Origin of the sequence: Lysobacter antibioticus HS124 (genome assembly GCF_000336385.2) — a bacterium.
Taxonomy (GTDB): domain Bacteria; phylum Pseudomonadota; class Gammaproteobacteria; order Xanthomonadales; family Xanthomonadaceae; genus Lysobacter; species Lysobacter firmicutimachus.
Genome location: NZ_HG424620.1, coordinates 66,147 through 91,245, shown reverse-complemented (window position 1 = coordinate 91,245; position 25,099 = coordinate 66,147). Strand labels below are relative to the sequence as shown.

Here is a 25,099-nt window from a genome sequence, read left to right as displayed (position 1 = left end):
CCGGTTACGCGATAGTGATCGCGCAACCGGTGACACATGAACCATAGAGGCCGAGACTACGCCAACGGCCAGATGGTACCGTGCATAGCACGCATGCCCCAAGGAGCAGCGGCATCTCCTACTACTGCTGACGATAGAGGGAGGCATCGCGCGTTGCGTCCCGGCCTTCCCGAGTCGCAAGCGCGCAACATCCTCATTTGCCAGTAGTTGGTTTCTGCACTTTCGGAACAGCGGGCTTGGCGGTCTTATCGTCGCTACGGCCATAGTTCACGACACCGGGCCTGGTCGCCGAATCCTTGAACGTCCTAACCCCATCGGGGTTCCAGGTTTCCTTCACCCGGGCGCCGACGCTCTTGTAGTACTCGGCCAGTTCGTTGGCATCGTTGATGATCGACCATTTACCGCGGTCCACCATCGCTACCGGGAACTCACCCGGCCTAGCCACCACGCCCAGAAGCCCTCCATCCTTTTTGACTTTGCTAGCTTCGTTTTTGAGCATGTAGCTAGAAAAGTTCACTTGCGGACCGTGTCGAATCACGTTGTGCTCGATGGCCTCGACGGGACGATTCTCGTCGACTGCGGCAACCGATCGATTGATTCCACCCATGATCGAGCGTTCGGTTTTGGACCCGACCAACGGCGTATGCGGCCGGCCGGCCCCGCGGAACGTCAGCATGTCGTGCGCGTCGTAGTCGCCGGTGAACGGCAGCGCTTGCCAATTCCCCTTTTCCTTGAGCGCGCTCAACGATTCTTCCAGCCGATCCATGTCGATCGGATAGACATTGCCATCGACCGCGTCGCCAAGACCGTGATCACTGCTGAGATAGATCCCTTTGAGTTTTCCGTTCTTGTCCCAATGGCCTACGTAGCCTTCGATTCCGGCGTCGCGCACTTTCTGCATTTCAGGAGAGTTCTCCCCATAAGCCTTCGCCATCGACGACGATTTGATAGTTTTTTCGAGGATGTCGTGTCCTTTCGCTGCAGCGCCTTTTTCAAGAGCCGCCAACGTAGCCGGGCCGGCCGCTCTGAAACTGATCGCAAAGTTGCCTTGGCGCGAGGCCTCTTCGATCGCCAGTCGATGTTGCGGGGTCACGAATTCCCGCTCGACCTGCTCGATGATCGCACGGTCTTTCGGCACACTCGCGCTCGACCCGCTTTCGGCCTGGCGTTTGTGCCCGGTTTCGGCCGTACCCGCACCAGTCTTCGACTTCAGCGGCGGGTATGAAACGCCCGTGCCCGCACCGCCGCCGATACCCGTGCCCCGCTGCAAGGGCTCCGGACGCGCAGGGCTGGAAACACCACGGCCGAATGCCACTTGCGTCGTCTTCGGCGCTCCGGCCCGATCGGGAGCGCGCTGACCGCGCCCTTCAGCCGGTTTCGAAGCCCTCGCAGAGCCAGCACCTGCCGTCACAGACAATTGCGAACCGTCCGCCTCCACCTTGGGCGCTTGTCCAACGCTGTCGGGGAAACTGCTCGCGTCATACGGAAGCGCCGTGACCTTGATGATTCGCTTTATTCCATCCTTCTTGCCTTTAGAAGTATCCGACAACGGCAACGATTCGCGCTTTTCCATGAATTTCGGGTTCTCGGGAACAAGTACTTCATCGATGCGCAACTTCGTTCCCGGCGGCATCAGCACCTCGTCTTCGCCCTTAAACGCGGCGACCGCCCCTATATCACGTGCAGCGTGCCCCGGCGGCAAATCGATTACCAAAATGGTGTCATTAATCCACGACTTACTCGGCGAGGTGCTCAGAAAAGATTCCGAGGTAACAATACTTCCTACACTCATGTAAGAGCGCTTTAAACCCTCCAGTCCAGCCGTATCCAAAGCCAAACCACGATACGTGACCTCCAGGCCCTGCGGCGGCGGCAGCTTCAGCATCGCCCGTGTCATATCCCCCAAGAACGCGCGCGCTGCACCTTCAAATTCGGCCGAATTAAGGGGGGTATCTTCGTCATTTAAATAGCCCTTCGCCAGCAGCATATCTCTCAACGCCCATGTATTCTCCTGGCCGCGCAGGAACTTATTGATAGGCGAGTAGCTCTGACCGGAATACGTCCGTATCAATGCAGCCTCAGTGTCCGTTAGTCCGGCTATTCCCTGCTTTTCCACCTCCTGCTTCGCCGCGGCCGCTTCCGCTTCCGCTTTCATTTTCATTTTGCTGGCAGCACCTGCCATCAACTTCGCAAAGTCCGCCCCGCTCGACGGCGGCGGCGGCGGCGGCGGCAGACCTGCGGCCAGCGGCGGCGCAGACGCGCTCGCGTCGCCGCCTCGGTCGGACTCGTCAGCCGACGTATCGCTCGGCCTGCCCAGTCCGCCGGTCTCGACCCGACGCTTTTGCCCGCCATCATTCAGACCCACACGACCATCGTAGCCCTTGACCGGCACATCGATGCCGCGCGCTTGCAGGCCTCGGCCCACATCCTGCGCCAAACCCGGACGGGTGCAACTGCCGGTATCACAGCCCACGGTATTCACCTTGGCCAAGTCCACCGGCGCGCGACCGTCTTGCGACAACTCGTCGCGCAGTCCGGTCACTTCCTGCACCAATCCAGCCGCGTCCAGCCCAGCCAAACGCTTGCTGCTCGTGCCGCCTCCGGCACCATCGCCATGGCCGAACAGTTCGAGTTTGGTCCGGCCGCCGTCGGGGTGCAGCTTGCCGGCCACGACGACATGGTTGCCTTGCGCGTCGCGCTCCATCAGCACACTGTTATCCGGGTGCTTTTCGAACGCGCGCCGCGCCGACTGCACGCTGATCGCGTCGCCTGGCTGCAAATTTACGAGCACACGCTGGTCGTACTTGTCCGTAGGTTTCGAGGCGCCGCCCGTCCGCTTGCCGGCGTCTTCGGGTCGTTCCGCCGGAGCGAACGGATCGCAGCACACTCGCTCCCTGCGCAAGTCGCGCATCGCATCGAACCCGCGTTTAACCGCCTGATCCAACAACGCCTTCGTCTTGGGATCGTTCTTGAAACCGTCGAAATAGGCTTGGTAGTCCGCTTTGAACTTCGAAGCGTCCGGCTCGACAGTTTGATGCCCGTTGAGGATGCCGTGCTTCGCCTTGCCTTCGGTCTGGTTCAGCGTCCACAGCATTTCGTGCAACGAGTGCCCGCCGTCGTAGGTGAGGAACATTCCGGCGGCCAGCATCGCGTGACGAGGATCGATCTGTGCGCCCTTCTTGTTGGCTGCATCCACCATATGGACGATCAGGTTGGTCGAGCCCGACACCCCCGAACCGAATGGAATGCCATTTTCCAGTTCGAGCATGGCCGCGGTAGTCGGCTTTTCGCTCTTGTGCGCGCCCGACAACTCCCTCAAGCGCTCGCTATCCGGATAGATCGGTTCGTTACTGAGAGTCGGCCGCTTGGAGGAGCCTCCATCGGCGGACGTACCAGCCGCTGGCGGTTGATGGGCCAACGTAATACCCGCCATGCGGCCCGAGGGTATTACCTTCTCGCGAATGTCCGGCGGCGCGGCATTTGCGGCAAGCTGCGTGGAACGCTGGCCAATCTTGAGGATATTGCCCGGATCGACCCGTCCAACCGAGGACTGAATAGCCCCGTAGTTGTCGTTCGCCGTCCTCACGCCGGGCAACTCGATACTCCCGCTACTGCCACTTTTAAGTTCGGTGGCCAATTTGACTGCCAAGAACGGGCGAGCGATGACGTCCAAGCCGTCCTGAACCGGCTTGTTCAGAATCGTCTTCAATAGCTCCTTACGGCGCGCCACCACCTTGTCATACGCATCCGGATCCGCCGGAGACGTGAGCGAAAGAAACTCTTTGTACTCCGGATTCTTCTTTTCGAACTCGGCCATCCAGAAGCGCCGGTTATCGCTCTTGTCGAGCGTGCTACGCAAGGTCTCGATTGCTCTATCGAAGTTGCGGTCGCTTTCCTTTTCGGCGATGGACTTCCACAGCGCGGCTCCGAACTGCTCCATAGACCGCTTGACGTCCTCGGGTGGATTGCGCACGAGATGATCGACCATCGCAGTCTCGAAGGTGCGCCCGTAAACGTTGTCGAATAGGCGCGTCGCCGGCGGCTGCTGATCCCGGCCGTATTCAGCAAGTTCGCCATCCAAGCGCGCAGCCAGATCCTTGAGCTTCCGGCCTTGCGGAACCTCGCCACTGCCCAGAGACGTCACTGCCTTCTCCAACATCGACCGTACGTCGCCAGTTTTTAGGTCGTGCTTAAGCCACTGACTTTCTGCGTCGGCCAACAATCCTTCCAATGACTTGCGAGCCGGACCAGACGGCAGTTCGCTGATCGTCTGCTGTACCCCGGACATCCAGTTGGTCATCACCTCGGTGGGCCCCCGAGCCATATCCCGCGGCGCCGGATTGGTCGGTTTCTGGGACTCCGCAACGGATTTTTGCAGATCGTGCGAAATCGCAGCCAATTCCCGCTGCGAAGCCTTCTTCTGGAAGTCATTCGACACCAAAGCGTCGACCCGAGACTTCAGCGTTTTGAACGCATCATCGTCGGACAGCTTTTTCTGATGGCTCTCTAGGATCCGACTCCATGCTTGTTCGGAATTCTCGCTTTCCGCCAAACTCTTGATTTCGGCGGTCAACGACTTCCACTCTTGTTCCAAGCGCTCCTTAGCCTTGGCCTTTGGGGCCTTATCGATCGAAGATTGCGGTGCGCCTTCCAGCATCGAAGCAAGAACCTCCGCTCGCTCCCTATCGACAGCGGCCTTCTCGAACTCCTTAGTCTGAACCGCGCCCAGCCGTTGCTTCAATTTGGCCAGTTCGGCGTCGGGCACGCTCGAACGGTAACGGTCCAATTCGTTTCTCACCACATCGTCGCTAAGCACTTTTTGCCCGCCATCGGCATCGGTCCGGCCGTCACCGCGACGATTACGGCCCAGCCCGCCCTCTTCAACCGGACGTTTGTGCCCGGTCTCGGTCAGCCCAACACGGCCATCGTAGCCCTTGACCGGCACATCGATGCCACGCGCCTGCAGGTCTTGGCCCACGTCCTGCGCCAAACCCGGACGGGTGCAGCTGCCGGTATCGCAGCCCACGGTATTCACCTTGGCCAGGTCCACCTGCGCCCGACCACCTTGCGACAGCTCGTCGCGCAGCCCTGCAACTTCCTGCGCCAGCCCGGCTGCGTCCAGTCCGGCCAGACGCGTGCTGCCCGCTCCGTCTCCGGCGCCATCGCCGTGGCCGACCAACTCGAGCTTGGTCCGGCCGCCTTCGGCACGTAGCTCGCCTTCCACTACGGCGTGGTTGCCCAGCGCGTCGCGCTTGATCAACACGCTATTATCCGGATGCTTGTCGAAGATCCGCTTCGCGGACGCCTCGCTGGTCGCGTCGGACTCCAACTGCACGATCACGCGCTGATCGTATTTGTCCGTCGGCTTGGCCGCGTCAGCGGAGTCCTTGTTCACCGTCGTCAGCGATTGCGAACGGCCCGCTTCCACCTCAGGCCCCTGTCGATCATCTCCATTCGCTACCACCGAACGCGCAGCGTCCGACTGCGCTACCTCGGTATCGGCGCCATCTACGGCACGGCCGTTCGGCGAATCGGGCACTTCTGCCAGATTCGTGCGTCCCGTCTCCTGGTCGTTACCCACCCTGCCTCGGCCTCGCTCACTGCCGCCGGCACCGTCGGCGCTCTCGGCCGCGCGCGGCGCCTGCGTCCGCGATAGAGCATCGCCAGCGGCCGATCGAGAACGGCCGTCACCAACAGCAGGGCTGGCAACCCCGTCCGGCTTCGTAGCAACAGATTCGCCGCTGGACCTGCTCGGCGCATTGGGAACCACTGCCGGATTCGTGCGGCCCGCCCGCTGATTGTCGGCCAATCCGATGCGACCTCGGTCGCCGCCGCGGGTATCGGTGCTTTCGGCCACGCGCGGCAGTTGCACCTGCAACGAAGCATCGCCGGCGACCGACTGAGAACGACCGTCGTCCTGAGCAGGGCTCGTAGTGCCGTCCGGTTTCGCAGCTACCGATTCGGCTTCGGGTTTGCGCGGAGCAGTCGCTGCATCGTCCGCTTTGCGCGAAGAGCGACTTCCGTCCGACGCGCCGCTCTTTCCGCTATCCGAAGAGCCGATCTTCTTTCCCAGTGATTCTTTTACGTCGCCCACGCCGATGGTGATGCCGGCGGAGTTTCCGGCGATTTTCCTATCTTCGGTGACGGTTTCGAGCTTTCTAGCGTCTGTATTGACCCTGCCTCGAGTGCCGCCGGCCGCGTTGACGCTTAAGCCTGCCAATGTCGCATGCTGAGTGGCCTCGTAGTGCACTTGATCGACGCGCTCGATCGACAGGTCGACCGACGCCAAACCGGTTTTGCTGATACCTCCGCCGCCGCCGCCGCTGCCGCCGTCCTTATGCCGTGAGTCCTGCAATTCTTCGGCCACGATGCGCCCAGCGACGTCGAGACTTCCGCCGCCGTTCTCGTCGACCAGATGCCCACCTTTGAGATGAACGTTGCCACCGACCTTAGCCACCAGGTTTTTCGATGCCTTGATCCCCGACTGGGTATTGGTCAGCGCGCTGTTGTCGTAGTCCGCCCCGCCGCCGCCGTTCACCGAGAACGTGGGTGCGACGATGCTCTGCGTCGTCACGGCCGCGCCCACGGTAGCGCCCCAGTTGCCGGTCTCGTGCCGCATCTGGCTGGTGTCTTGGACAGACTCGACCTTCAGATTGCGGCCGACATCGAGCGTGACATCGTCCGCCTCGACCGTTGCGCCCACCAGCGCGGTATCGCGCTTGGACTTCAGCGTGACCGAGCCACCATTTACTTGGGTATGGGAATAGCTGGCACCGGATTCGACCGTCTTGTCGATACTGCCCTGATAGCCCGTAGACAAGCCAATCCCGGCGCCGCCCGGCGCCACCGACGCGCTGGCTTCGAGCAGAGTAACATCGTGAGACTGAGTCGTACTTTCCGAATGCGTGGTGGTCTTGGCAGCGCCCAGCTTGATATCGCGAGCCGAGTCCAACTCCACCGACCCTTTTCCGCCATCCAAAGTGACGCCACTCAAGGCGATATCACCCTGAGTGCTCTTGATCTTGATATTGCCGACGATCGAGCTGGTGTTCTCGCTTCGGGTCGAAGACTTCGACGTAGTTTCTTCGTGCCTGATCCCTACTTTCGTGGAAGAGGCGGCAAGATCATTGAACGCCAGGTTGGTCGCATCGCCAGCCGCCTGGAGTGCGGTCAGACCGGGGTCGACTTCCATGCCCTCCTTGGTCTTGTTCGCCAACGTCATCGATTTTCCGACTGTGTCGGCCACCGAGCTTTGAACCGAGCTGCTCAGACCGGCGAAAGTATTTTTGGTTTGGGTGCTACGCTCGTCCACGTCCTCGTACTTCGTGGTCTTGACGTCGGCCGCGACGATGGAGATATCGCCGTTGACACGATTGTCTCCCTCGCCCTTTACCGCGCGTATATCGGCGCCGCCCAAATCAGCGGTGCCGCCGGCGATCACATCGAGTTTGGATCCGAAGTTAAACTTGGCATTGCGATTCTTGACCGTATCGTGCGTGGTCGTTTCCTCTACACGCTCGTAGCCGATCCGGGCACTGCCCAGCTCTCCGGTTATCACCTTATCACTGCCCGCAGACTGGTTCTGCGGCGTCGCCACGGCGACCTTGGGGCCATCCAGGCCCCACTCGGCGCCCGCGCCATAGCCGCCGATACCTCCCTGCACGCCCACCACCAGACCTTCTTTGACGACCTTAGTTTCGGTATGACTGTAGTCTTGCGACGTCTTCGCCGTCGAATTCCGTCCGGCCTTGAAGGTGCCCTGGTCGGCCGCGTATTCGCCTCCTTCCAGCGCTATATCCCGACCGGCCTCAACCTTGAGCGTGCTGCCTTCTCCGCTCGCGACGATTTGGGTGCCCTGAGCGATCGCGCTCACCGTCTTGGTGGTTTCGCTGGAGGAGCCAAGACCAAGGAAACCAGCACTGCCGGTCTTATGCTGAAGCCGGGATTCAACCTCGTGGATATCGCTGGTCAGGACATCGTTGCCCGCCGTCAGCTCGATATCCTTGCCGGTTATCCGTGCCGCTTGCAACTTAATGTCTTTGTCCGCCTGAATAGACACTCGGCCCGTGGCATCGACAGCGCCCTTGTCCGCGACGATCAAGTCGCCCTTGTCGTTGTAGGTAGTTCGGGCCTGGCTGGCGAACGAGCCTTCTGTCTTGACCGCCACATCGGCCGCCGCAATCGAGGCGCCCACATTGGTGACGTCGCCCTTCGCGGAAATTTCGATCTTCCTACCCGCGCGAATTCCGCCATCCAACCCCACGCCCGACGCGTTGTCGACCGTCGACGTGGAATCGATCTTCACATTACCACGCGCAGATATCGAACCGTTGACGTTCGAAACACCGCCGGCGTCAGCGCTGATGCGTACGTCCTTGCCTGCGGAAACGCCGGCTACGCCATCGGCACGCCCTTCCTTGATCGCCGTCAACGTCTTCGATGCCAGATATAGCGTCGGCACTAGCACGTCTTGACCGTCGACCTGCGTCGCGACCAGCCAGACGATATCGCGATCAAGTTTGTCCAGCTGCGCCCGGGTCGGCTCGACCCCGACCGTCAAGCCGATAGCGTCGTCGACCTGGCCGGCATTGAACAGCAGCTGTTGGGCCAGACGCAGGCCATTGGAATGGTAGTAGGAATTGAGGAATCCGCCGGTCAGCCGCTTGACCTGCTGGTCGATCAGCTCGTTGATCAAATAGTTGTCGCCAATCACGCTGATCGTGCGGCCCGGGTTGTATCCGACTTGCTGGAAAAAATACTCCGAACCGTAGAACTGGCTTTGATCGATGAACGGCAGTCGCGTTTCATAAAGCGGATAGATGCCCGGATCGGACTTGGCGGCCTTGTCGGGACTCTGCGCGCGATTGGGAACGAACTTCTTGGCTCCGACCCCGCTCAGCGCGTTTTTCCACACATCCGCCGGCCGCAAGGATTGGATCAACTCGCCCAGATTGACCGCCACGGCGAAGTTGCCTTCCACCGTCTCCACTTGCCGGGACCCGACGGAGACAGTTAACGGCTTATTGTTTTCGCGCTTGGCGCCGTCGCCATTGATGAAGGCCCCACTGCCATCGGCGTGCAGAACGCTGCCGCCGGCCGCAATGGTCGCCGGCTTATCGGCCGTAAACTTCAGCGGATCCTTGCTTGCGACATTTCCCTTGAACGCATTCCAGCGCTCAATCAGCGTATCGTAGTCTACGGCCCTCCAATCCGGTCCGAAAACCTTGGATAGCAGCTGATTGTAGACCGGAATATCTTCGAACTGCTGGATCGCATAATTCACCTCGCGCGAGTCCCAATTAATCCCAGCGATGCCGAGACCCTCGCTCCATTCCTTGGAGTAGATATTGTCGAGCAGTTCCCAAAGGCTATTGAATTCCTTGTTTCCCCGCTGCTCCAGCGCTTTCACCTTAATTTCGATGTAAGTCTCGCGCTGCAGATACTCCTGCAAGCTCACCTGACGCATCACGCCGATGTTCTCGACGGTTCCGCCCACATGCAGATCGTTACCAGACAGGATCTGGCCGCTGTTTTTGACCGTCGCAGCCTTGCCTTTCTGCGCGGCTTGATTCAAGCGCATCTCTCCACCGGCTTCGATGACGCCTTGAGCCGTAACCTTAATATCGGAGCCCAACGTCTCTAGCCCCTTCCCTTTGTCGACGAAAGTGCCGTTGTAGGTCTGACCGATAAAAAGTTCGTACTTGTCTTTGCGGATGGCATTATGGTAGTCGATATGCTCCTTTCTACCTCTCGACTCCCCAGTGACTTTCACCCCGCCCGAACTGGTCACTTCGTTCTGTAGCCGCTCGGCGTCGATGGCGATATCGCGCTTAGCGACGATACGACCGCCCGCGGCATTCGTCACCGCCCGGGCATCGATCTTGACATCGCGCAACGCCTCGATCTCGGCGCCCGACTCGTTCCGCAGCTCGTCGCTGCGCAACTGGATATCGCCCTTCGCCCACAACAAGGAGCGGTTCCGGATGTCGCCGGCCGAGTTCAATGCGATATCGCCGCCCGAGAGGAGACCGTTATCGAGGTCGATGTCGCCGGCCGCATTGATGCGTATATCGCCGATGTTCTCCAGATCCCGGTCCGCGCTGTAGCGACCAACGTTCAGGGTCAAGGCGCCATGGGCCGAAGGGGCCAGCGTCGTGCCGGTCAGGCGGAAGTCCCCGCCGCCGCGAAGGGTCAGCTCGGCGTTGCGACCGCTGACGATCTTGCCGGTATTGGCGTACGAGCCGGCGTCCAACGTCGCGTCCTGGCCAGCTTCGATAGTCCCTTGCGTTTGATTGTCCAGTGCGGCGGCGCTGAGCTTGGCATCAGTGCTCGCCGCGATGCGACCGCTATTAGTCAGTTGAGCAGCCTTAGCCATAACTCGGTCGGCGCTCAGCTCACCGCTGTTATGAATGAGGTCCGCCGTCACGCTCAGCCCATCGGCCGCCTGCAACGCGCTGCCGGGCCCGGTGTTATCGACTCGGGCCGCCGCAATATCCAAGTTGCCGGCCGCAACAGTACCGCGACTGTTATTACGCAACGCCCGAGCAGCAATGGAAATCCGATCGGTCGCGGCGATCGTTCCGCCCGTATTGGTGATGTCGCGCGCCGCTCGAAATTGAGCGTTTCCGGCCGATTGCAAAGTCGCCTGATCGTTGACGATTTCGCCACCATCCAGACTGGTGGACTCGCCCGCCGCGATTATTGCGCCTTCTGCGTTCGTGATCGAGCCAGCGCTCTTCAGGTCAATGTACGTCGCCGAGACCGTACCCTTCTCTCGATTTTCTATTGAACCCGCCGTCGCGCTTACGTTCTTAGTCGCGCTGATTTCGGCCGCTTGATTGTAGAGTTCGCCCGTCGCGGTAATCGATACGCTGTCCGCCACGATGCCGGAACCATTGCTGTTTCGCACACCCGCACCTGACGTGATCGCGAGCGCCCCAAGCGAGCCTATCGTAGCCTGATCGAAATTGGTGACGCCGGACTTGGCAGAAACCGTCGCCGCCTTGGCGCCGAACAGCTTCGCCCTTCCGCTATTGCTCACCGCGCCCTCTCGGCTGGCGACAACGAGTTCGCCCGAAGAGGCGATAGACGAACCACCTTCGTTGACGACCCCTGCTGTAGCGGCGACGGTCGCGGTCTTGTCGGCCAGGATGCGACTCCCTCCGATGTTGTTCAACGTACCGTCGCTATTGATGTCCAAACGATCGCTGGCTTCTACCGAGGCGCCGCTATCGTTGTAAACACCGGCTCCAGAGCGCATATCCACTTTCGCTCCAGATATAGTCGCCCCGTCATTGCGCAGTGCGCCGCCGGCGCTCAGGGTCACGTCGCCACCGCCCCACACGGCCTGATCGGAATTGACGAGGTCGCCGCCCACATTCAAGCTGGAACGCACGCCGCCGTACACCTGCGCAAGCGCGCCGTGATTCAGCATCTGCGCCGCGCTCAGGCTCAAATCGCCTTGGGACAGCAACTGACCTCGATTGTCCACCTGGCCCGAAGCCGAAAGCGACAGGGCATCCACGCCGCTGACCACGCCCGTATTGGTCACGCTGCCAGCACGCACATTCAACGCCGCACCGGCCCTCACTTGACCGGTATCCGCGTTGTCCAAGCTACCCAGGACGAAGCCGGCGTTCTGCACGCTCTCGATCCGCCCGCTATTCACCAAGCCGGCCGCGCTTACCTGCACACCCGCATCGGCAGCGACGGTCGCGCCACGCTCGACGACAAGGGCCCCATCGGAAGAGATGTGAATATCGCCGCTGGACGTGATTGTTCCGGCGTGACGAACCCCAAGACCCGATTCGGTGCTGATCAACTGCACCGCCGAGCCGTGCATCGCACCCACCGCCGAGCCGCTGATGGCGTATTGCGGCGCGCCTTCGACCGCGCCATCCGCTAGTTTGCGCACTTCGCGCGTCCCGACGTCGTACGCGTTCAAACCCGCTGCAAACTTCAGTTGCGCGTCGCCTGCGACGGCGCCATTGAGCTCGATGCTCCTGGCGACAACGTCGAAGAATCGCAGTCCGGTCGTGTTGACTGGGCCCGCGATATTGACCTGCCCACCGCCGACTTCGAACCCAGCGCCGGCCTGAATCGGCCTGCCCGTGGTCAGAAGCAGGCTATTGGCATTAATCGTGGACAGGCCGTTGACGTAAAGGCCGTTCTGATTAGCGATGAGCAGATCCGCCGACTTGCCAAATACTTCCAATGCGCCGCTAATGCGCGATGCTTCATTACCGGTGACTTCTGCCAGAATCGCATTTGCGGGCCTGGACAGATTCGGATTATTGATCGTGTCCCCGCCGATCTTCGAAACCCCATCCGCCTGGCTATTGTTGAAGACGACGCCGGGAGCGGAAACGTCGAACCGCGTGAACTTGTTGTGCGACAGTCCGCTCGCGTTAGGATCAACGATATTGATCAACGCGGTGCCGTTCGCGGTGTTTGATACCGACGGCGCGGATGCGCCAGCAGTTTGGTCTGGCGTCGCCTGCGCGAGCACGCTCCCCGGCAAGTGGCAAGCCAGCGCCAGCATTAGGCACAGAGCGCGCGGAACGAAGGCCCGCCCAGCCCCTCCGGCCGAACTCTGGGGCGATTTCTTCGCGCCGCAGGTTATTTCCGCAACGGGAATCAGGGCACCGGTTCGGATGTCGAAAATGAGGCGGTAGAGCTTGGCGTTCATATATCACCTGGTATGAGCATGCTTTCGGTCCGTCTTGCACGGGATTCGATTAGAATTTCAAATTTGCGGTCATATACACGACCGCCTCGTCCGGATAGCCCTTGGGCCGATCCACGGGTTTGGCATAAGACAGCGACCATCTGGTCATTGCGGTTTGCCCTCTGATTCCGATTACCGCGCCCGATAGACGCTCGGATGGGCGGCCGCGATCCTTGGCGACGCCTAAATCGAAACCGACGAAGGGTGTCAAGCGTCCTTTTGCGAGAGGCAGTTCCAAAGTGTTCGACAGATATGCGCCGCTGTCGCCATACACCGTGCCGCCCTTGAATCCGCGCACGGTGAATTCGTCGCCCAGGGTCATTTTGTTGGCCGCCAGAAGAGGCCCGTCGCCGTACTGCCAGCCCCCACGCGCGGCGTAGTTGAAGGCCGCGCGCCCTTGCCAAGAACGCGACCAACTGAAATTTCCCGATATTTTGTCGTACAGCGCCGGCCGGATGCCACGCACATCGGGCTGAGTGTCGTTCGCGCCCAGCCAGCTCAATCCTTTTCCATAGGCGACATCCAGGTAGTAGACGCCACCGGCGAGTTTTCCGACGCGAGTCAGGCCCAACGAGATATCGGTGTACTTGCGACTGTTGACGTCGAGCCGATAGCCGTCGATGAAGTTTTCGTTGCTGCGCTGGGCGAGCCGCGCGAAAAAAGTGTACTTGCCGGTCTGCTCTCGACCGAAAACCCGTTCGACCTTTAGGCTATTGTCTTCGGAACGGCCGCTCGACAAATAGCGCCCGAAATTCCCGCCGATAAGTCTTTTGTATTCCGATCGGGTGTGACGCAGTTCGAAGTCCCAGTAGCCCAACGGCACGGTGCCGTACGCGCTCCAATTTTTTTCCTGGTCCGGGCCTTCGCGAAAGTAGCGCTGACCGTAGCTAACGCCCCAGAAGTCGCTACCCGCCCCTTTGAACATCAGTTCGGCATTCACGCGATAGCGCCCGGCGTCATGATCTCCGGTTCCGGAGTTATCGAGCCCTACACTGAAGCCCCAGGGCTTCGAACGTCGCTGCGCGATATTCAGATACGAATACGAAAGCGTTTCCGCCGGCACGATATCGATCGTCGCTGCGCCCAAGCCTCCGTTAAGAATCTCTACGGATTGATCGATGTCGCGTATATTGAGTTTGCGTCCGGTCGTTTTCGGCAGCGTCGCCAGCAACAAGCGTTGTCGCCAGGTTCGCGCCGGAGCGCCATCGATTCGCCAGCCCTGCACCTGCCCCCAGTTCACCTGAACTTGCAACAGGCCCGACTTTATGTTTTGCCGATTCAAAGTGACCGTAGTGGTCACATAGCCCATTTGACCGTAATAGTTCGTCAGATCTCGGACCAAGGCCAGCATCTCACCTGCGCCCATGCGGGTGTTTTCATAGCGCGCCAGTACCTTATCTCTAGCTGCCGATGCCTCCGGATCTCCAATCACGATGATTTTGGTTATTAGGAAGGCCGCCCCACCTTCGCTTGCAGTTCCCTGACGCTGGGACGTCTCCGGCACAGGCCGCTTTTTCTCCTCGTCCAGTTGCCGCTGGATGTTCTCTTCCAGGCGTTGCCGTTCAAGGCGGTTGCGCACCGCATCGAGTTCATTGGGAGGCGCCATGCCGTGCGATTGCGCATAGCAGATCGGCACTGGCAGCAGCCAGATTCCGCCAATCACCAATGCACGGACCTTTGTTTGGAATTTTCGCCTAGAAGGAATCATGTGAGCCTCGAGTCCATCTGTCGCTCACGCCCGACAGCGTATGCGCAATGCAGTCCGACGCTGGAGAGTTGGGACTGCGTTGCCGGCGAGCACGCCGGAATGCGCACTTTTCGGCGCAGAGAGGGGATGCAATGGACGCAAATCCGAACATGCATCACAATTTAGATGCCTTCTATTGGCACCTCCATCGGCAAAGTTCCTAGACGATCGTTTTCGCGAAGCGGCCGAACTAAGACATGTCTTATTTGATCCATTTCACACATTTTTTTGCTGTCGTGCTTATCTCGAAGGCCCGCAAGTCCCCCAACCTCTCTGGGCATCTTTCTCTAAGCGTGAAGCGTGGCGTTGGCCGATGGCGATGCTCGCCCTTTTGCTCCCGCCCAGTCCCTGGACCAGCCCATGCTGACGGCTCGAACAATCATTACGATCTCGATTCAATAAGGAGCAGTCCGACTTGACCTCAGCTCTCCGAGCTGCGCCAACGCATCTCGCCTACGCCATAGACAAGCTGCAGACAGCTCACCGACGGTCTCGCAGCCGTCGAGGCGGCTGCTAGCCCTGGAAGCTGAGAGCACTCTCGCTAGCAAGGTGACTGGCCAAATATTGCGCAGCCGATGCCGACTCGGCCTAGCCACCCCGCCGGGCGGCCACCCCACCCGGACTGGCATACTGTCACCCCGCCGGCGCCCCGCGCCGCCCCGTTCATCGTCCAACGCCGCGCTACGTGTCCGCTTCCGAATCCTCCGCCCGCAATAACGACGCCCATACCCCGCTGATGCGCCAGTTCTTCGCCGCCAAGGCGGAGCACCCGGACGTATTGCTGTTTTTCCGCATGGGCGATTTCTACGAGCTGTTCTACGACGACGCGCGCAAGGCGGCGCGGTTGCTCGATATCACCCTGACCCAGCGCGGCGCTTCGGCCGGTCAGCCGATTCCGATGGCCGGGGTGCCGCACCATTCGGCCGAGGGCTACCTGGCGCGCCTGGTCGCGCTGGGCGAATCGGTGGCGATCTGCGAGCAGATCGGCGACCCGGCGCTGGCCAAGGGCATCGTCGAACGCAAGGTGGTGCGGATCATCACCCCGGGCACGGTCACCGACGAAGCCCTGCTCAACGAGCGCCGCGATACGCTGCTGCTGGCGGTGGCGCGCGGCAAGCACGGTTACGGCGTGGCCTGGGCCGATCTGGCCGCGGGCCGCTTCCTGGTCAACGAAGTCGCCAGCGAGGACGCGCTGGAAGCCGAGCTGGCGCGGCTGGAGCCGGCCGAACTGCTGGTCGCCGACGAGGACGGCTGGGCGCCGTTCGTGGCCGAGCGCACCGGCGTGCGCCGGCGGCCGCCGTGGCTGTTCGACAGCGACAGCGGCCGCCGCCAGCTGCTGCGTTTCTTCGGCCTGCACGACCTGTCCGGTTTCGGCCTGGAAGACAAGCCGCTGGCGATCGCCGCGGCCGCGGCCTTGCTCGGCTATGTCGAGGAAACCCAGAAACAGCGCCTGCCGCATCTGACTTCGATCGCGATCGAGTCCGGCGACGGCGCGATCGCGATGAACGCCGCGACCCGGCGCCATCTGGAACTGGACAGCCGCATCGACGGCGACAGCCGCACCACCCTGCTCGGCGTGCTCGACAGCACGGTCACGCCGATGGGCGGGCGCTTGCTGCGGCGTTGGCTGCACCGCCCGCTGCGCGATCGCGACACGCTGCGCCATCGCCATCAGGCGGTAGCGACGCTGATCGAATCGCGCGTCGGGGACGAGGTGCGCGAGCGCTTCCGCGCGCTCGGCGACCTGGAGCGCATCCTCTCGCGCATCGCCCTGCGCAGTGCGCGCCCGCGCGACCTGTCGACCCTGCGCGACGGCCTCGGCCTGCTGCCGGACGTGCGCGGCCTGCTCTCGCCGCTGGACGCGCCGCGGCTGGCCGCGCTGTGCGCCGAACTCGGCGAGCACGACGAGCACGCGCACCTGCTGGCGCAGGCGATCGTGCCGCAGCCGCCGGTGCTGGCCCGCGACGGCGGCGTGTTCGCAGCCGGCTACGACGCCGAACTCGACGAACTGCGCACGCTGTCGACCAACGCCGATCAGTTCCTGGTCGACCTGGAAACGCGCGAACGCGCCAGCAGCGGCATCCCGACCCTCAAGGTCGGCTACAACCGCGTCCACGGCTATTACCTGGAAATCAGCAAGGCCCAGGCCGACAAGGCGCCGACCCACTACACCCGCCGCCAGACCCTCAGCAACGCCGAGCGCTACATCACCGAAGAACTCAAGCAGTTCGAGGACAAGGTGTTGTCGGCGCGCGAACGCGCGCTGGCGCGCGAGCGGCTGCTGTACGAACAGCTGCTGGACGCGCTCAACGAACGCCTGGAACCGCTCAAGCGCTGCGCCGCGGCGCTGTCCGAGCTGGACGTGCTGTGCGCTTTCGCCGAGCGCGCGGCGAGCTTGGACTGGTCGCTGCCGGAATTGAGCGAGCAGCCCGGCCTGCGCATCGAACGCGGCCGCCATCCGGTGGTCGAGGCGGTGCGCAAGGAACCGTTCGAACCCAACGACCTGATCCTCGACGAGGCCAACGGCCGCCGCATGCTGGTCATCACCGGCCCGAACATGGGCGGCAAGTCGACCTACATGCGCCAGAACGCGCTGATCGTGCTGCTGGCCCACATCGGCAGCTTCGTGCCGGCGGCGCGGGCGACGATCGGCCCGATCGACCGCATCCTGACCCGCATCGGCGCCGGCGACGACCTCGCCCGCGGCCAGTCGACCTTCATGGTCGAGATGAGCGAGACCAGCTACATCCTCCATCACGCCACCGACCGTTCGCTGGTGCTGATGGACGAGATCGGCCGCGGCACCTCGACCTACGACGGCCTGGCCCTGGCCGAGGCTTGCGCGCGCCATCTGGCCCACCACAACCGCGCCTACACCCTGTTCGCCACCCACTACTTCGAGCTGACCGCGCTGGCCGAGCCTGGCAACGGCATCGCCAACGTCCACCTCGACGCGGTCGAGCACGGCGAGCAACTGGTGTTCATGCACGCGGTCAAGGACGGCCCGGCCGACCGCAGCTTCGGCCTGCAGGTCGCGGCGCTGGCCGGCCTGCCCAAGTCGGTGGTCAAGCAGGCGCGCGGACGCCTGGCCGAACTGGAACAGCAGGGCCGCGACACGCCCAAGCCTTCGTTCGCCCAGGCCGCGCTCGACGCGCCGCAGCAGTTCGGATTGTTCGCGCCGTCCTCGGCCGCGCTCGACGCGCTGGCCGCGGTCGATCCGGACGAACTCACCCCGAAGCAGGCGCTGGAAGCGCTGTACCGGATCAAAGCGCTGAGCTGAGCCGCCGCGCCCGGCTCGGCCCGGGCGCGGTTTCGCCTCCTGCGTTCGCAGTCCCCGGCGCGCGGCCACCGCTACACTGACGCCCGGAACGGACACCGGAGCGCTCGTGGAAGCCTTGTTATTCGTGGTCGGCGTGGTCGCTGGCCTGATTCTCGCCCGTCTCTACCGAACGCCGCCGCCGGCGAATGCGCAATCGGCCCTCGCCGCAACCGGCGACGCCGGCGACGACGACACCGCGCATGCCAGCGCCGATGAGGGCGAGAGCGGCGATGCCACGCCGCCGGTCGCGCAGACCGGCGAGGAAACCCCGCAGGACCGCCTGTTCGCGCTGATCCGCCGCATCGATGCGGTCGACGAACGCATCCAGCGCCCGCAGGACCTGCTCGCCCTGGCCGAATTCCACCAGGGCGCCGACCTGCTCGCCGGCGAGGCCTTCAGCGCCGAGGAACTGCTGCGCCATCTCAACGGCAGCGGCTACGTGCTGCAGTCGATGATCGCCAAGGCCCTGCCGCGACGCACCGACGTGGCGCTGGACGCGGTCGTCGACCACGCCGGCCAGTTCGGCGGCTATCCGCTGCACTTCCTGCTCGAACACCTGCAACGGCAGCCGGACGCAAGCGCCTTGCCGCGGCTGATGCGGTACGCGCAGGCCTGGTGGTGGGACTTCGCCCCGACCCGGCAACAACTGCGCGACTACCTGCAATGGGCCGCCGCCTTCCCGCCGGCGCCGGCGCCCGAGGGCCTGGACGAACTCGACGAACAACAGGCCGCGCACTTGCGCGAGCTGCTGCAGAAGTTCCAGTCGCCGCTGCTGCAGCCCTTGCTGGACCGGCTCGACGGCATCGCCGGCGCGCGCCGCGAGACCCGCGTGCTCGGCGCCTTCGGCCGGGTCAATCCCAGCCCCAAGCCGGCCGTGCGCATCGTCCACGATGCGCTGGCGCAGCAATTGCAACGCCTGCGCGAGTCCTTCGACGGCGACGGCGGCGGCTCGGTGCTGGTGGTCGGCGAACACGGCGTCGGCAAGACCGTGCTGGTCGACTTGCTGGTCGAACGCCTGCAAGGCGACGGCTGGCTGGTGTTCGAAGCCTCGGCGGCGGAAGTGCTGTCCGGACAGAGCTACATCGGCGAACTGGAAGGGCGCGTGCGCGAAATGCTCGCCGTGCTCGACCGCCGACGCGCGCTGTGGCGCGCGCCGGAGTTCTTCGACCTGCTGGCCAAGGGCGCGCATTCGCGCGACCCGCGCGGCCTGCTCGACTTGGTGCTGCCGGCGATCGAGCGCGGCCAGCTGCGCCTGATCGGCGAGGTGACCCCGCGCCAGTTGGCCGAACTGCTGGTCGCGCGTCCGGTGATCAAGCATCACTTCGAACTGCTGCAGCTGGCGCCGCTGGACCCGGCCGCGCTGGCGCCGATCGCCAGCGAATGGGCGCGCCTGGAAGCCGCGCGCCTGGGCCGCGAAGTCGCCGACGAGCGCACCCTGGCCGAAGCCGCGCGCATGGCCGCGCAGTACTTCCCCGAGCAGCAGGAGCCCGGGCGCCTGCTGCGCCTGCTCGGCGACGCCCTGCAGGGCGCGCTGAACCAGCCGCCGCCGGCGCTGCCGCTGGACGGCGAGCGCCTGTTGGCGACGGTGGCCGAACGCAGCGGCCTGCCGCTGGACATCGTCGACGACCGCCAGAGTCTGGACCTGGAGCGGCTGCGCGGTTTCTTCCGCCAACGCGTGCTCGGCCAGGACGAAGCCGTCGACGCCCTGCTCGACCGCATCGCCCTGCTCAAGGCCGGCCTGATCGACAGCGCGCGGCCGATCGGCGTGTTCCTGTTCGCCGGCCCCACCGGCACCGGCAAGACCGAGCTGGCCAAGGCGCTCGGCGAGCTGCTGTTCGGCAGCGACGAGCGTCTGCTGCGGCTGGACATGAGCGAGTTCCAGTCCGAGGACTCGGCCTGGCGCCTGACCGCCGACGACGGCGGCGGCAGCGGCGGCGTGCGTTCGCTGACCGCGCGCATCCGCGAGCAGCCGTTCTCGGTGGTGCTGCTGGACGAATTCGAGAAAGCCCACCCCAAGGTCTGGGACCTGTTCCTGCAGGTGTTCGACGACGCCCGCCTCAGCGACCGCAGCGGCCACACCGCCGACTTCCGCCACAGCATCATCATCCTCACCAGCAACGTCGGCTCGACCATCTCGCGCAACGCCGGCCCCGGCTTCACCGCGGTGCGCGGCGGCTACTCGCGCGACGCGGTGGAGAAGGCGCTGTTCGAGACCTTCCGTCGCGAGTTCATCAACCGCCTCGACCGGGTGGTGCTGTTCAACCCGCTCGACCGCAGCCTGATGCGCGAGATCCTGCACAAGGAACTCAAGCGCGTGCTGACCCGGCGCGGCCTGCGCAACCGCGACTGGGCGGTGGAATGGGAGCCCTCGGCGATCGAATTCCTGCTCGACCGCGGCTTCACCCCCGATCTCGGCGCGCGCCCGCTGCGCCGGGCCATCGAGCACTACCTGCTGGCGCCGCTGGCGCGCAGCATCGTCGAACACCGCGCGCCGCAGGGCGACCAGTTTCTGTTCGTGCGCAGCGCCGGCGACCGGCTCGAGGTGCAGTTCATCGATCCCGATGCCTCGGCGCAGACCGCCGCGGCCGGGCGCGACCGCGCGACGGCGGCGGCGCTTGGCGATCTGCGCGACCTGGTCTATTCGCCGGCCGCCGGCACCGAGACGGCCGCTCGCCTGGACGCGCACTTGCAGCATCTGGAAAACGCCGTCGACGACGGCGACTGGAGCGCGGCCCGCGACGCCGACTACGCCCGCATGGCCCAGGCCGAATTCTGGTCGGCGCCCGATCGCCACGGCGTGCTCGACCGGATCGAACGCCGCGACCGCATCGAGAGCGCGCTCGACACCGCCCGCCGCCTGCACCGGCGCCTGCACCAGGACGGCGGCAACGACGAGTTCGCCGGGCGCCTGGCGCAGTTGCTGTTCCTGCTCGACCCGGCGGTCGCCGCGCTGCGCGCGCAGCGGCCGCAGGACGCACTGCTGGAAATCGACGCCGACGCGGCCGCGCAGCAGCGCCACGGCGCCGAGCTGCGCCTGTGGTGGCAGCGCCTGCTCGGCATGTACCTGGCCTGGGCGCAGCGACGCAATATGCGGGTGGAAGTGCTGCGCCAGGATGCCGAGCGCTGCCGGGCCTGGCTCGCGGTCAGCGGCTTCGGCGCCTACGACCTGCTGCAGGACGAATCCGGCCTGCACGTCTACGAAGAGCAGGACGATGGCGTGACCCAGCGGGTTTCGTTGTCGGTGCAGGTCGCGCCCGACCTGCCCGGCCGCGCACGCACGCCGCAGGCGGCCGGCGACGGCGAACGGCGCATCGTCCGCCGCTACCGCCACGCCCCGTCGCCGCTGGTGCGCGATGGCGTGCGCGGCTGGCGCAGCGGCCGTCTCGACCGCGTGCTCGGCGGCGAGTTCGACGTGATCCAGAACGGTTGAGCCGCGACGGCGCGGCGCGCGGCGGACGCGGACGTCCGCCGCGCCGGTACATCAGCCGGTCTCGCAACCGGCCAGGCACTCGCGGTAGGCGCGGCTGCAATGGGCGCTGCTGCCGCCCGGCGGGACCTGCGCGCGGCAATCGTTCATCAATTCCTGGCAGGCGCTGTAGCAGTCGGGGTCGTAGGCCAACGCGGTGGCGCCGAAGCCCAGCCCGAACACCAGCGCGACGAACGCCGCACGGGTCGCATCGATACGCTTCATTCCTGATCTCTCCTTAGACAGGGTCGGACGCCGGCTGGCGCCCGCGCCAGTATCGGCACCCGCCGAACCGCGATCCGCGACCGACTGCGCGGCCTGCGACGACGACGCGGCGACGCGATTCCCGCGCACGGTCACATCGCCGCAAACGCGGCGCTCGCATCATCGCCCGACGACGCGACCCGGCAAGTGTGCTCTGTCATAGCCCAGCCCTATCGGATACGTCGAAAGGATCGATTTCACATCGAGATCGCGCCGCCCTATCGTCCCGTTGTCCCCAAGACACGGACCGCCAGCGATGAGCCAGCAGGACGCACAACGTGTGTTTGCCCCGAACGCGGCTGTCGCCGTCGCTACGTGCTGCGCCGCAGCGAAACGCAGCGCCGCCGCGTCTATCGACGTCCTCCCTCCCCCCTCCTAGAACAACCGCGAGCGCGGCGTGCCGCCCGCTCGTCGGCGTCCGCTGCAACGATTCCCACCGTCGTCCCTTCACCGTCAAAGGCCTACACCATGTCGACTGAAAGCAAATGCCCGTTCAACCACGCCGCCGGCGGCGGCACCTCCAACCGCGACTGGTGGCCGAACCAACTCAACCTCAAGATGCTGCACCAGCAGGGTCCGCAGTCCGATCCGATGGGCGAGGAGTTCGACTACGCCGCGGCGTTCAAGAGCCTGGACCTGGCCGCGGTGAAGCAGGACCTGCACGCGTTGATGACCGATTCGCAGGAATGGTGGCCGGCCGACTTCGGCCACTACGGCCCGTTGTTCATCCGCATGGCCTGGCATAGCGCCGGCACCTATCGCATCTCCGACGGCCGCGGCGGCGCCGGCGCCGGCCAACAGCGCTTCGCCCCGCTCAACAGCTGGCCGGACAACGGCAACCTGGACAAGGCGCGCCGCCTGCTGTGGCCGATCAAGCAGAAGTACGGCAACAAGATCTCCTGGGCCGACCTGATGATCCTGGCCGGCAACGTCGCCCTGGAATCGATGGGCTTCAAGACCTTCGGTTTCGCCGGCGGCCGCGCCGACGTGTGGGAACCGGAAGAACACGTTTACTGGGGCGCCGAAACCACCTGGCTGGGCGACAAGCGCTACAGCGGCGACCGGGTGCTGGAAAACCCGCTCGGCGCGGTGCAGATGGGCCTGATCTACGTCAATCCGCAGGGCCCCAACGGCAATCCCGACCCGATCGCCGCCGCGCGCGACATCCGCGAGACCTTCGCCCGCATGGCGATGGACGACGAAGAGACCGTGGCCCTGATCGCCGGCGGCCACACCTTCGGCAAGACCCACGGCGCCGGCCCCGAGTCGCACGTCGGCCGCGAGCCCGAAGGCGCCGAACTGGAGCAGCAGGGCCTGGGTTGGGCCAGCAGCTACGGCAGCGGCCTCGGCGGCGACGCCATCACCAGCGGCCTGGAAGTGACCTGGACCAGCACCCCGACCCAGTGGAGCAACGGCTTCTTCGCCAATCTGTTCGGCTACGAGTGGGAGCTCAGCAAGAGCCCGGCCGGCGCCCACCAGTGGGTGGCCAAGAACGGCGCCGGCGCCGACACCATTCCCGACGCCTTCGACCCGAACAAGCGCCGCGCGCCGACCATGCTGACCACCGATCTGTCGCTGCGCTTCGACCCGGCGTACGAAAAGATCTCGCGCCGCTTCTTCGAAAATCCCGACCAGTTCGCCGAGGCCTTCGCCCGCGCCTGGTTCAAGCTGACCCACCGCGACATGGGCCCGCGCGCGCGCTACCTCGGCCCGGAAGTGCCGGCCGAAGCGCTGATCTGGCAGGACCCGGTGCCGGCCGTCGACCACGCGCTGATCGACGAGCAGGACGCGGCGGCGCTGAAGGACAAGATCCTCGCCTACGGTCTGCCGATCGCCCACCTGATCTCCGCCGCCTGGGCCTCGGCCTCGACCTTCCGCGGCTCCGACAAGCGCGGCGGCGCCAACGGCGCGCGCATCCGCCTGGCGCCGCAGAAGGACTGGGAGGTCAACCAGCCGGCGCAGTTGGCCAAGGTGCTGTCGGCCCTGGAAGCGATCCAGCGCGACTTCAATGCCGCGCAGTCCGGCGGCAAGAAGGTCTCGCTGGCCGACCTGATCGTGCTGGCCGGCGCGGCCGGCGTCGAACAGGCGGCCAAGAACGCCGGCGTCGCGGTCAAGGTGCCCTTCACCCCGGGGCGCACCGACGCGACCCAGGAGCAGACCGACGTCGATTCCTTCGCCGTGCTCGAGCCGGTCGCCGACGGCTTCCGCAACTATCTCGGCGGCAAGTTCGGCGCCAGCGCCGAGTCCTTGCTGATCGACAAGGCGCAGCTGCTCAACCTCAGCGCACCGGAACTCACCGTGCTGGTCGGCGGCCTGCGCGTGCTCGGCGCCAACGCCGGGCAGAGCCGGCACGGCGTGTTCACCCATCGCGCCGACACGCTCAGCAACGACTTCTTCGTCAACCTGCTCGACATGGGCACGGTGTGGAAGGCGACCTCCGACGCCAAGGACAGCTTCGAAGGCCGCGACCGCAAGAGCGGCGAACTGAAGTGGACCGCGACCCGGGTCGACCTGGTGTTCGGTTCGCACTCGCAGCTGCGCGCGCTGGCCGAGGTCTACGCCAGCGGCGACGCCAAGGAGAAGTTCGTGCACGACTTCGTCGCCGCCTGGAACAAGGTGATGAACGCCGATCGTTTCGAGCTGGCCTGATCGGGCCGCGACGGCGGGCGCGCTCATCGCGTCCGCAGCGCTTCCCCGTCGCGGAGCCGTGTCCGCGACCTCCGACGCCCGGCTCCGGCCGGGCGTCGGTTTTTCAGTCGACGCGAACGCCATCGATCATCGTCGAATGCCCGTCCATCGGCCGACTAATGTGCCAGCGAAAAAAAACCGCAAATCTCACCCCGCGCTCACTGGCGGGCGCTAGCATCTGGATTCCTCGCAACGGACCACCCCGATGAGCGCTTCGCTGACCGACGATCTCCTCAACCAACTCCAGGGCCAGCCGCTCGCGCAGCTGGGCAGCCAGCTCGGCCTGTCGGGGCCGCAAACCCAGAGCGCAGTCGGCGCGGCGCTGCCGTTGCTGCTCGGCGCGCTGGGCCGCAACGCCAGCCAGCCGCAGGGCGCGGAAGCGCTGTTCGGCGCCCTGCAACGCGATCATGCGGGCGGCGGCGGCAGCGGCCTGGACTTAGGCAGCGTGCTCGGCGCGGTGCTCGGCGGCGGCGGCGGCCGCCAGACCGACGGTGCCGGCATCCTCGGCCACATTTTCGGCGGCCGCGAAGAGGCCGCGGCGCAGGGCCTGGGCCAGAGCACCGGCCTCGGCGGCAACCAGGCCAGCGCCTTGCTGAAGATGCTCGCGCCGATCGTGCTGTCCTACCTCGCCCAGCGCATGCTTTCCGGCGGCAATCAGGCCGCGGCCTCGCCGCAGCAACTGGGCCAAGTGCTGGGCCAGGAGCATCAGCGCATCCAGCAGCAGGACGCCACCAGCGGCCTGCTCGGCGCGGTGCTCGACCAGGACGGCGACGGCCAGCTCGGCCTCGGCGACTTGCTCAAGATCGGCGGCAGCCTGCTCGGCGGCAAGCGCTGAGCCCCGCCTTCCGGCGCCCGCGCCGGAACTTGCCGAACGGCCGCCTTGCGCGG

7 protein-coding genes are annotated in these 25,099 nt (G+C 64.5%); 4 read left to right on the top strand and 3 right to left on the bottom strand.

From position 1 onward, the window contains the following. Positions 1-193: 193 nt before the first annotated feature. Entirely contained in the window at positions 194-12,688 is a 12,495-nt protein-coding gene (locus TX83_RS22195) for a C80 family cysteine peptidase (protein WP_087960780.1), read from the bottom strand. A gap of 49 nt (positions 12,689-12,737) precedes the next feature. Further along, the gene (locus TX83_RS22190) at positions 12,738-14,435 is read right to left on the bottom strand and encodes a ShlB/FhaC/HecB family hemolysin secretion/activation protein (protein ID WP_079248386.1); all 1,698 of its coding nucleotides are present in this window, start codon (positions 14,433-14,435) and stop codon (positions 12,738-12,740) included. 775 nt (positions 14,436-15,210) lie between these two features. Here TX83_RS22190 and mutS point away from each other — a divergent pair. After that, entirely contained in the window at positions 15,211-17,754 is a 2,544-nt protein-coding gene (mutS, locus tag TX83_RS22185; RefSeq protein WP_064750160.1) for a DNA mismatch repair protein MutS, read from the top strand. Between the two features lie 106 nt (positions 17,755-17,860). Further along, a complete protein-coding gene (locus tag TX83_RS22180; protein ID WP_261370248.1) occupies positions 17,861-21,223 on the top strand; it encodes an AAA family ATPase in 3,363 nt (1,120 codons plus the stop codon). 51 nt (positions 21,224-21,274) lie between these two features. On the opposite strand, the gene TX83_RS22175 is transcribed toward TX83_RS22180, so the two are convergent. After that, entirely contained in the window at positions 21,275-21,484 is a 210-nt protein-coding gene (locus tag TX83_RS22175; protein WP_064750158.1) for a hypothetical protein, read from the bottom strand. A gap of 507 nt (positions 21,485-21,991) precedes the next feature. On the opposite strand from TX83_RS22175, the gene katG reads away from it, so the two are divergent. Continuing rightward, complete coding sequence (gene katG, locus TX83_RS22170; RefSeq protein ID WP_064750157.1) at positions 21,992-24,172, top strand: catalase/peroxidase HPI; 2,181 nt, start codon at positions 21,992-21,994, stop codon at positions 24,170-24,172. Positions 24,173-24,416: 244 nt separating this feature from the next. Further along, on the top strand, positions 24,417-25,046 hold the full coding sequence (locus TX83_RS22165; protein ID WP_064750156.1) for a DUF937 domain-containing protein: 630 nt from the start codon (positions 24,417-24,419) through the stop codon (positions 25,044-25,046). The last annotated feature ends 53 nt before the right edge of the window (positions 25,047-25,099 follow it).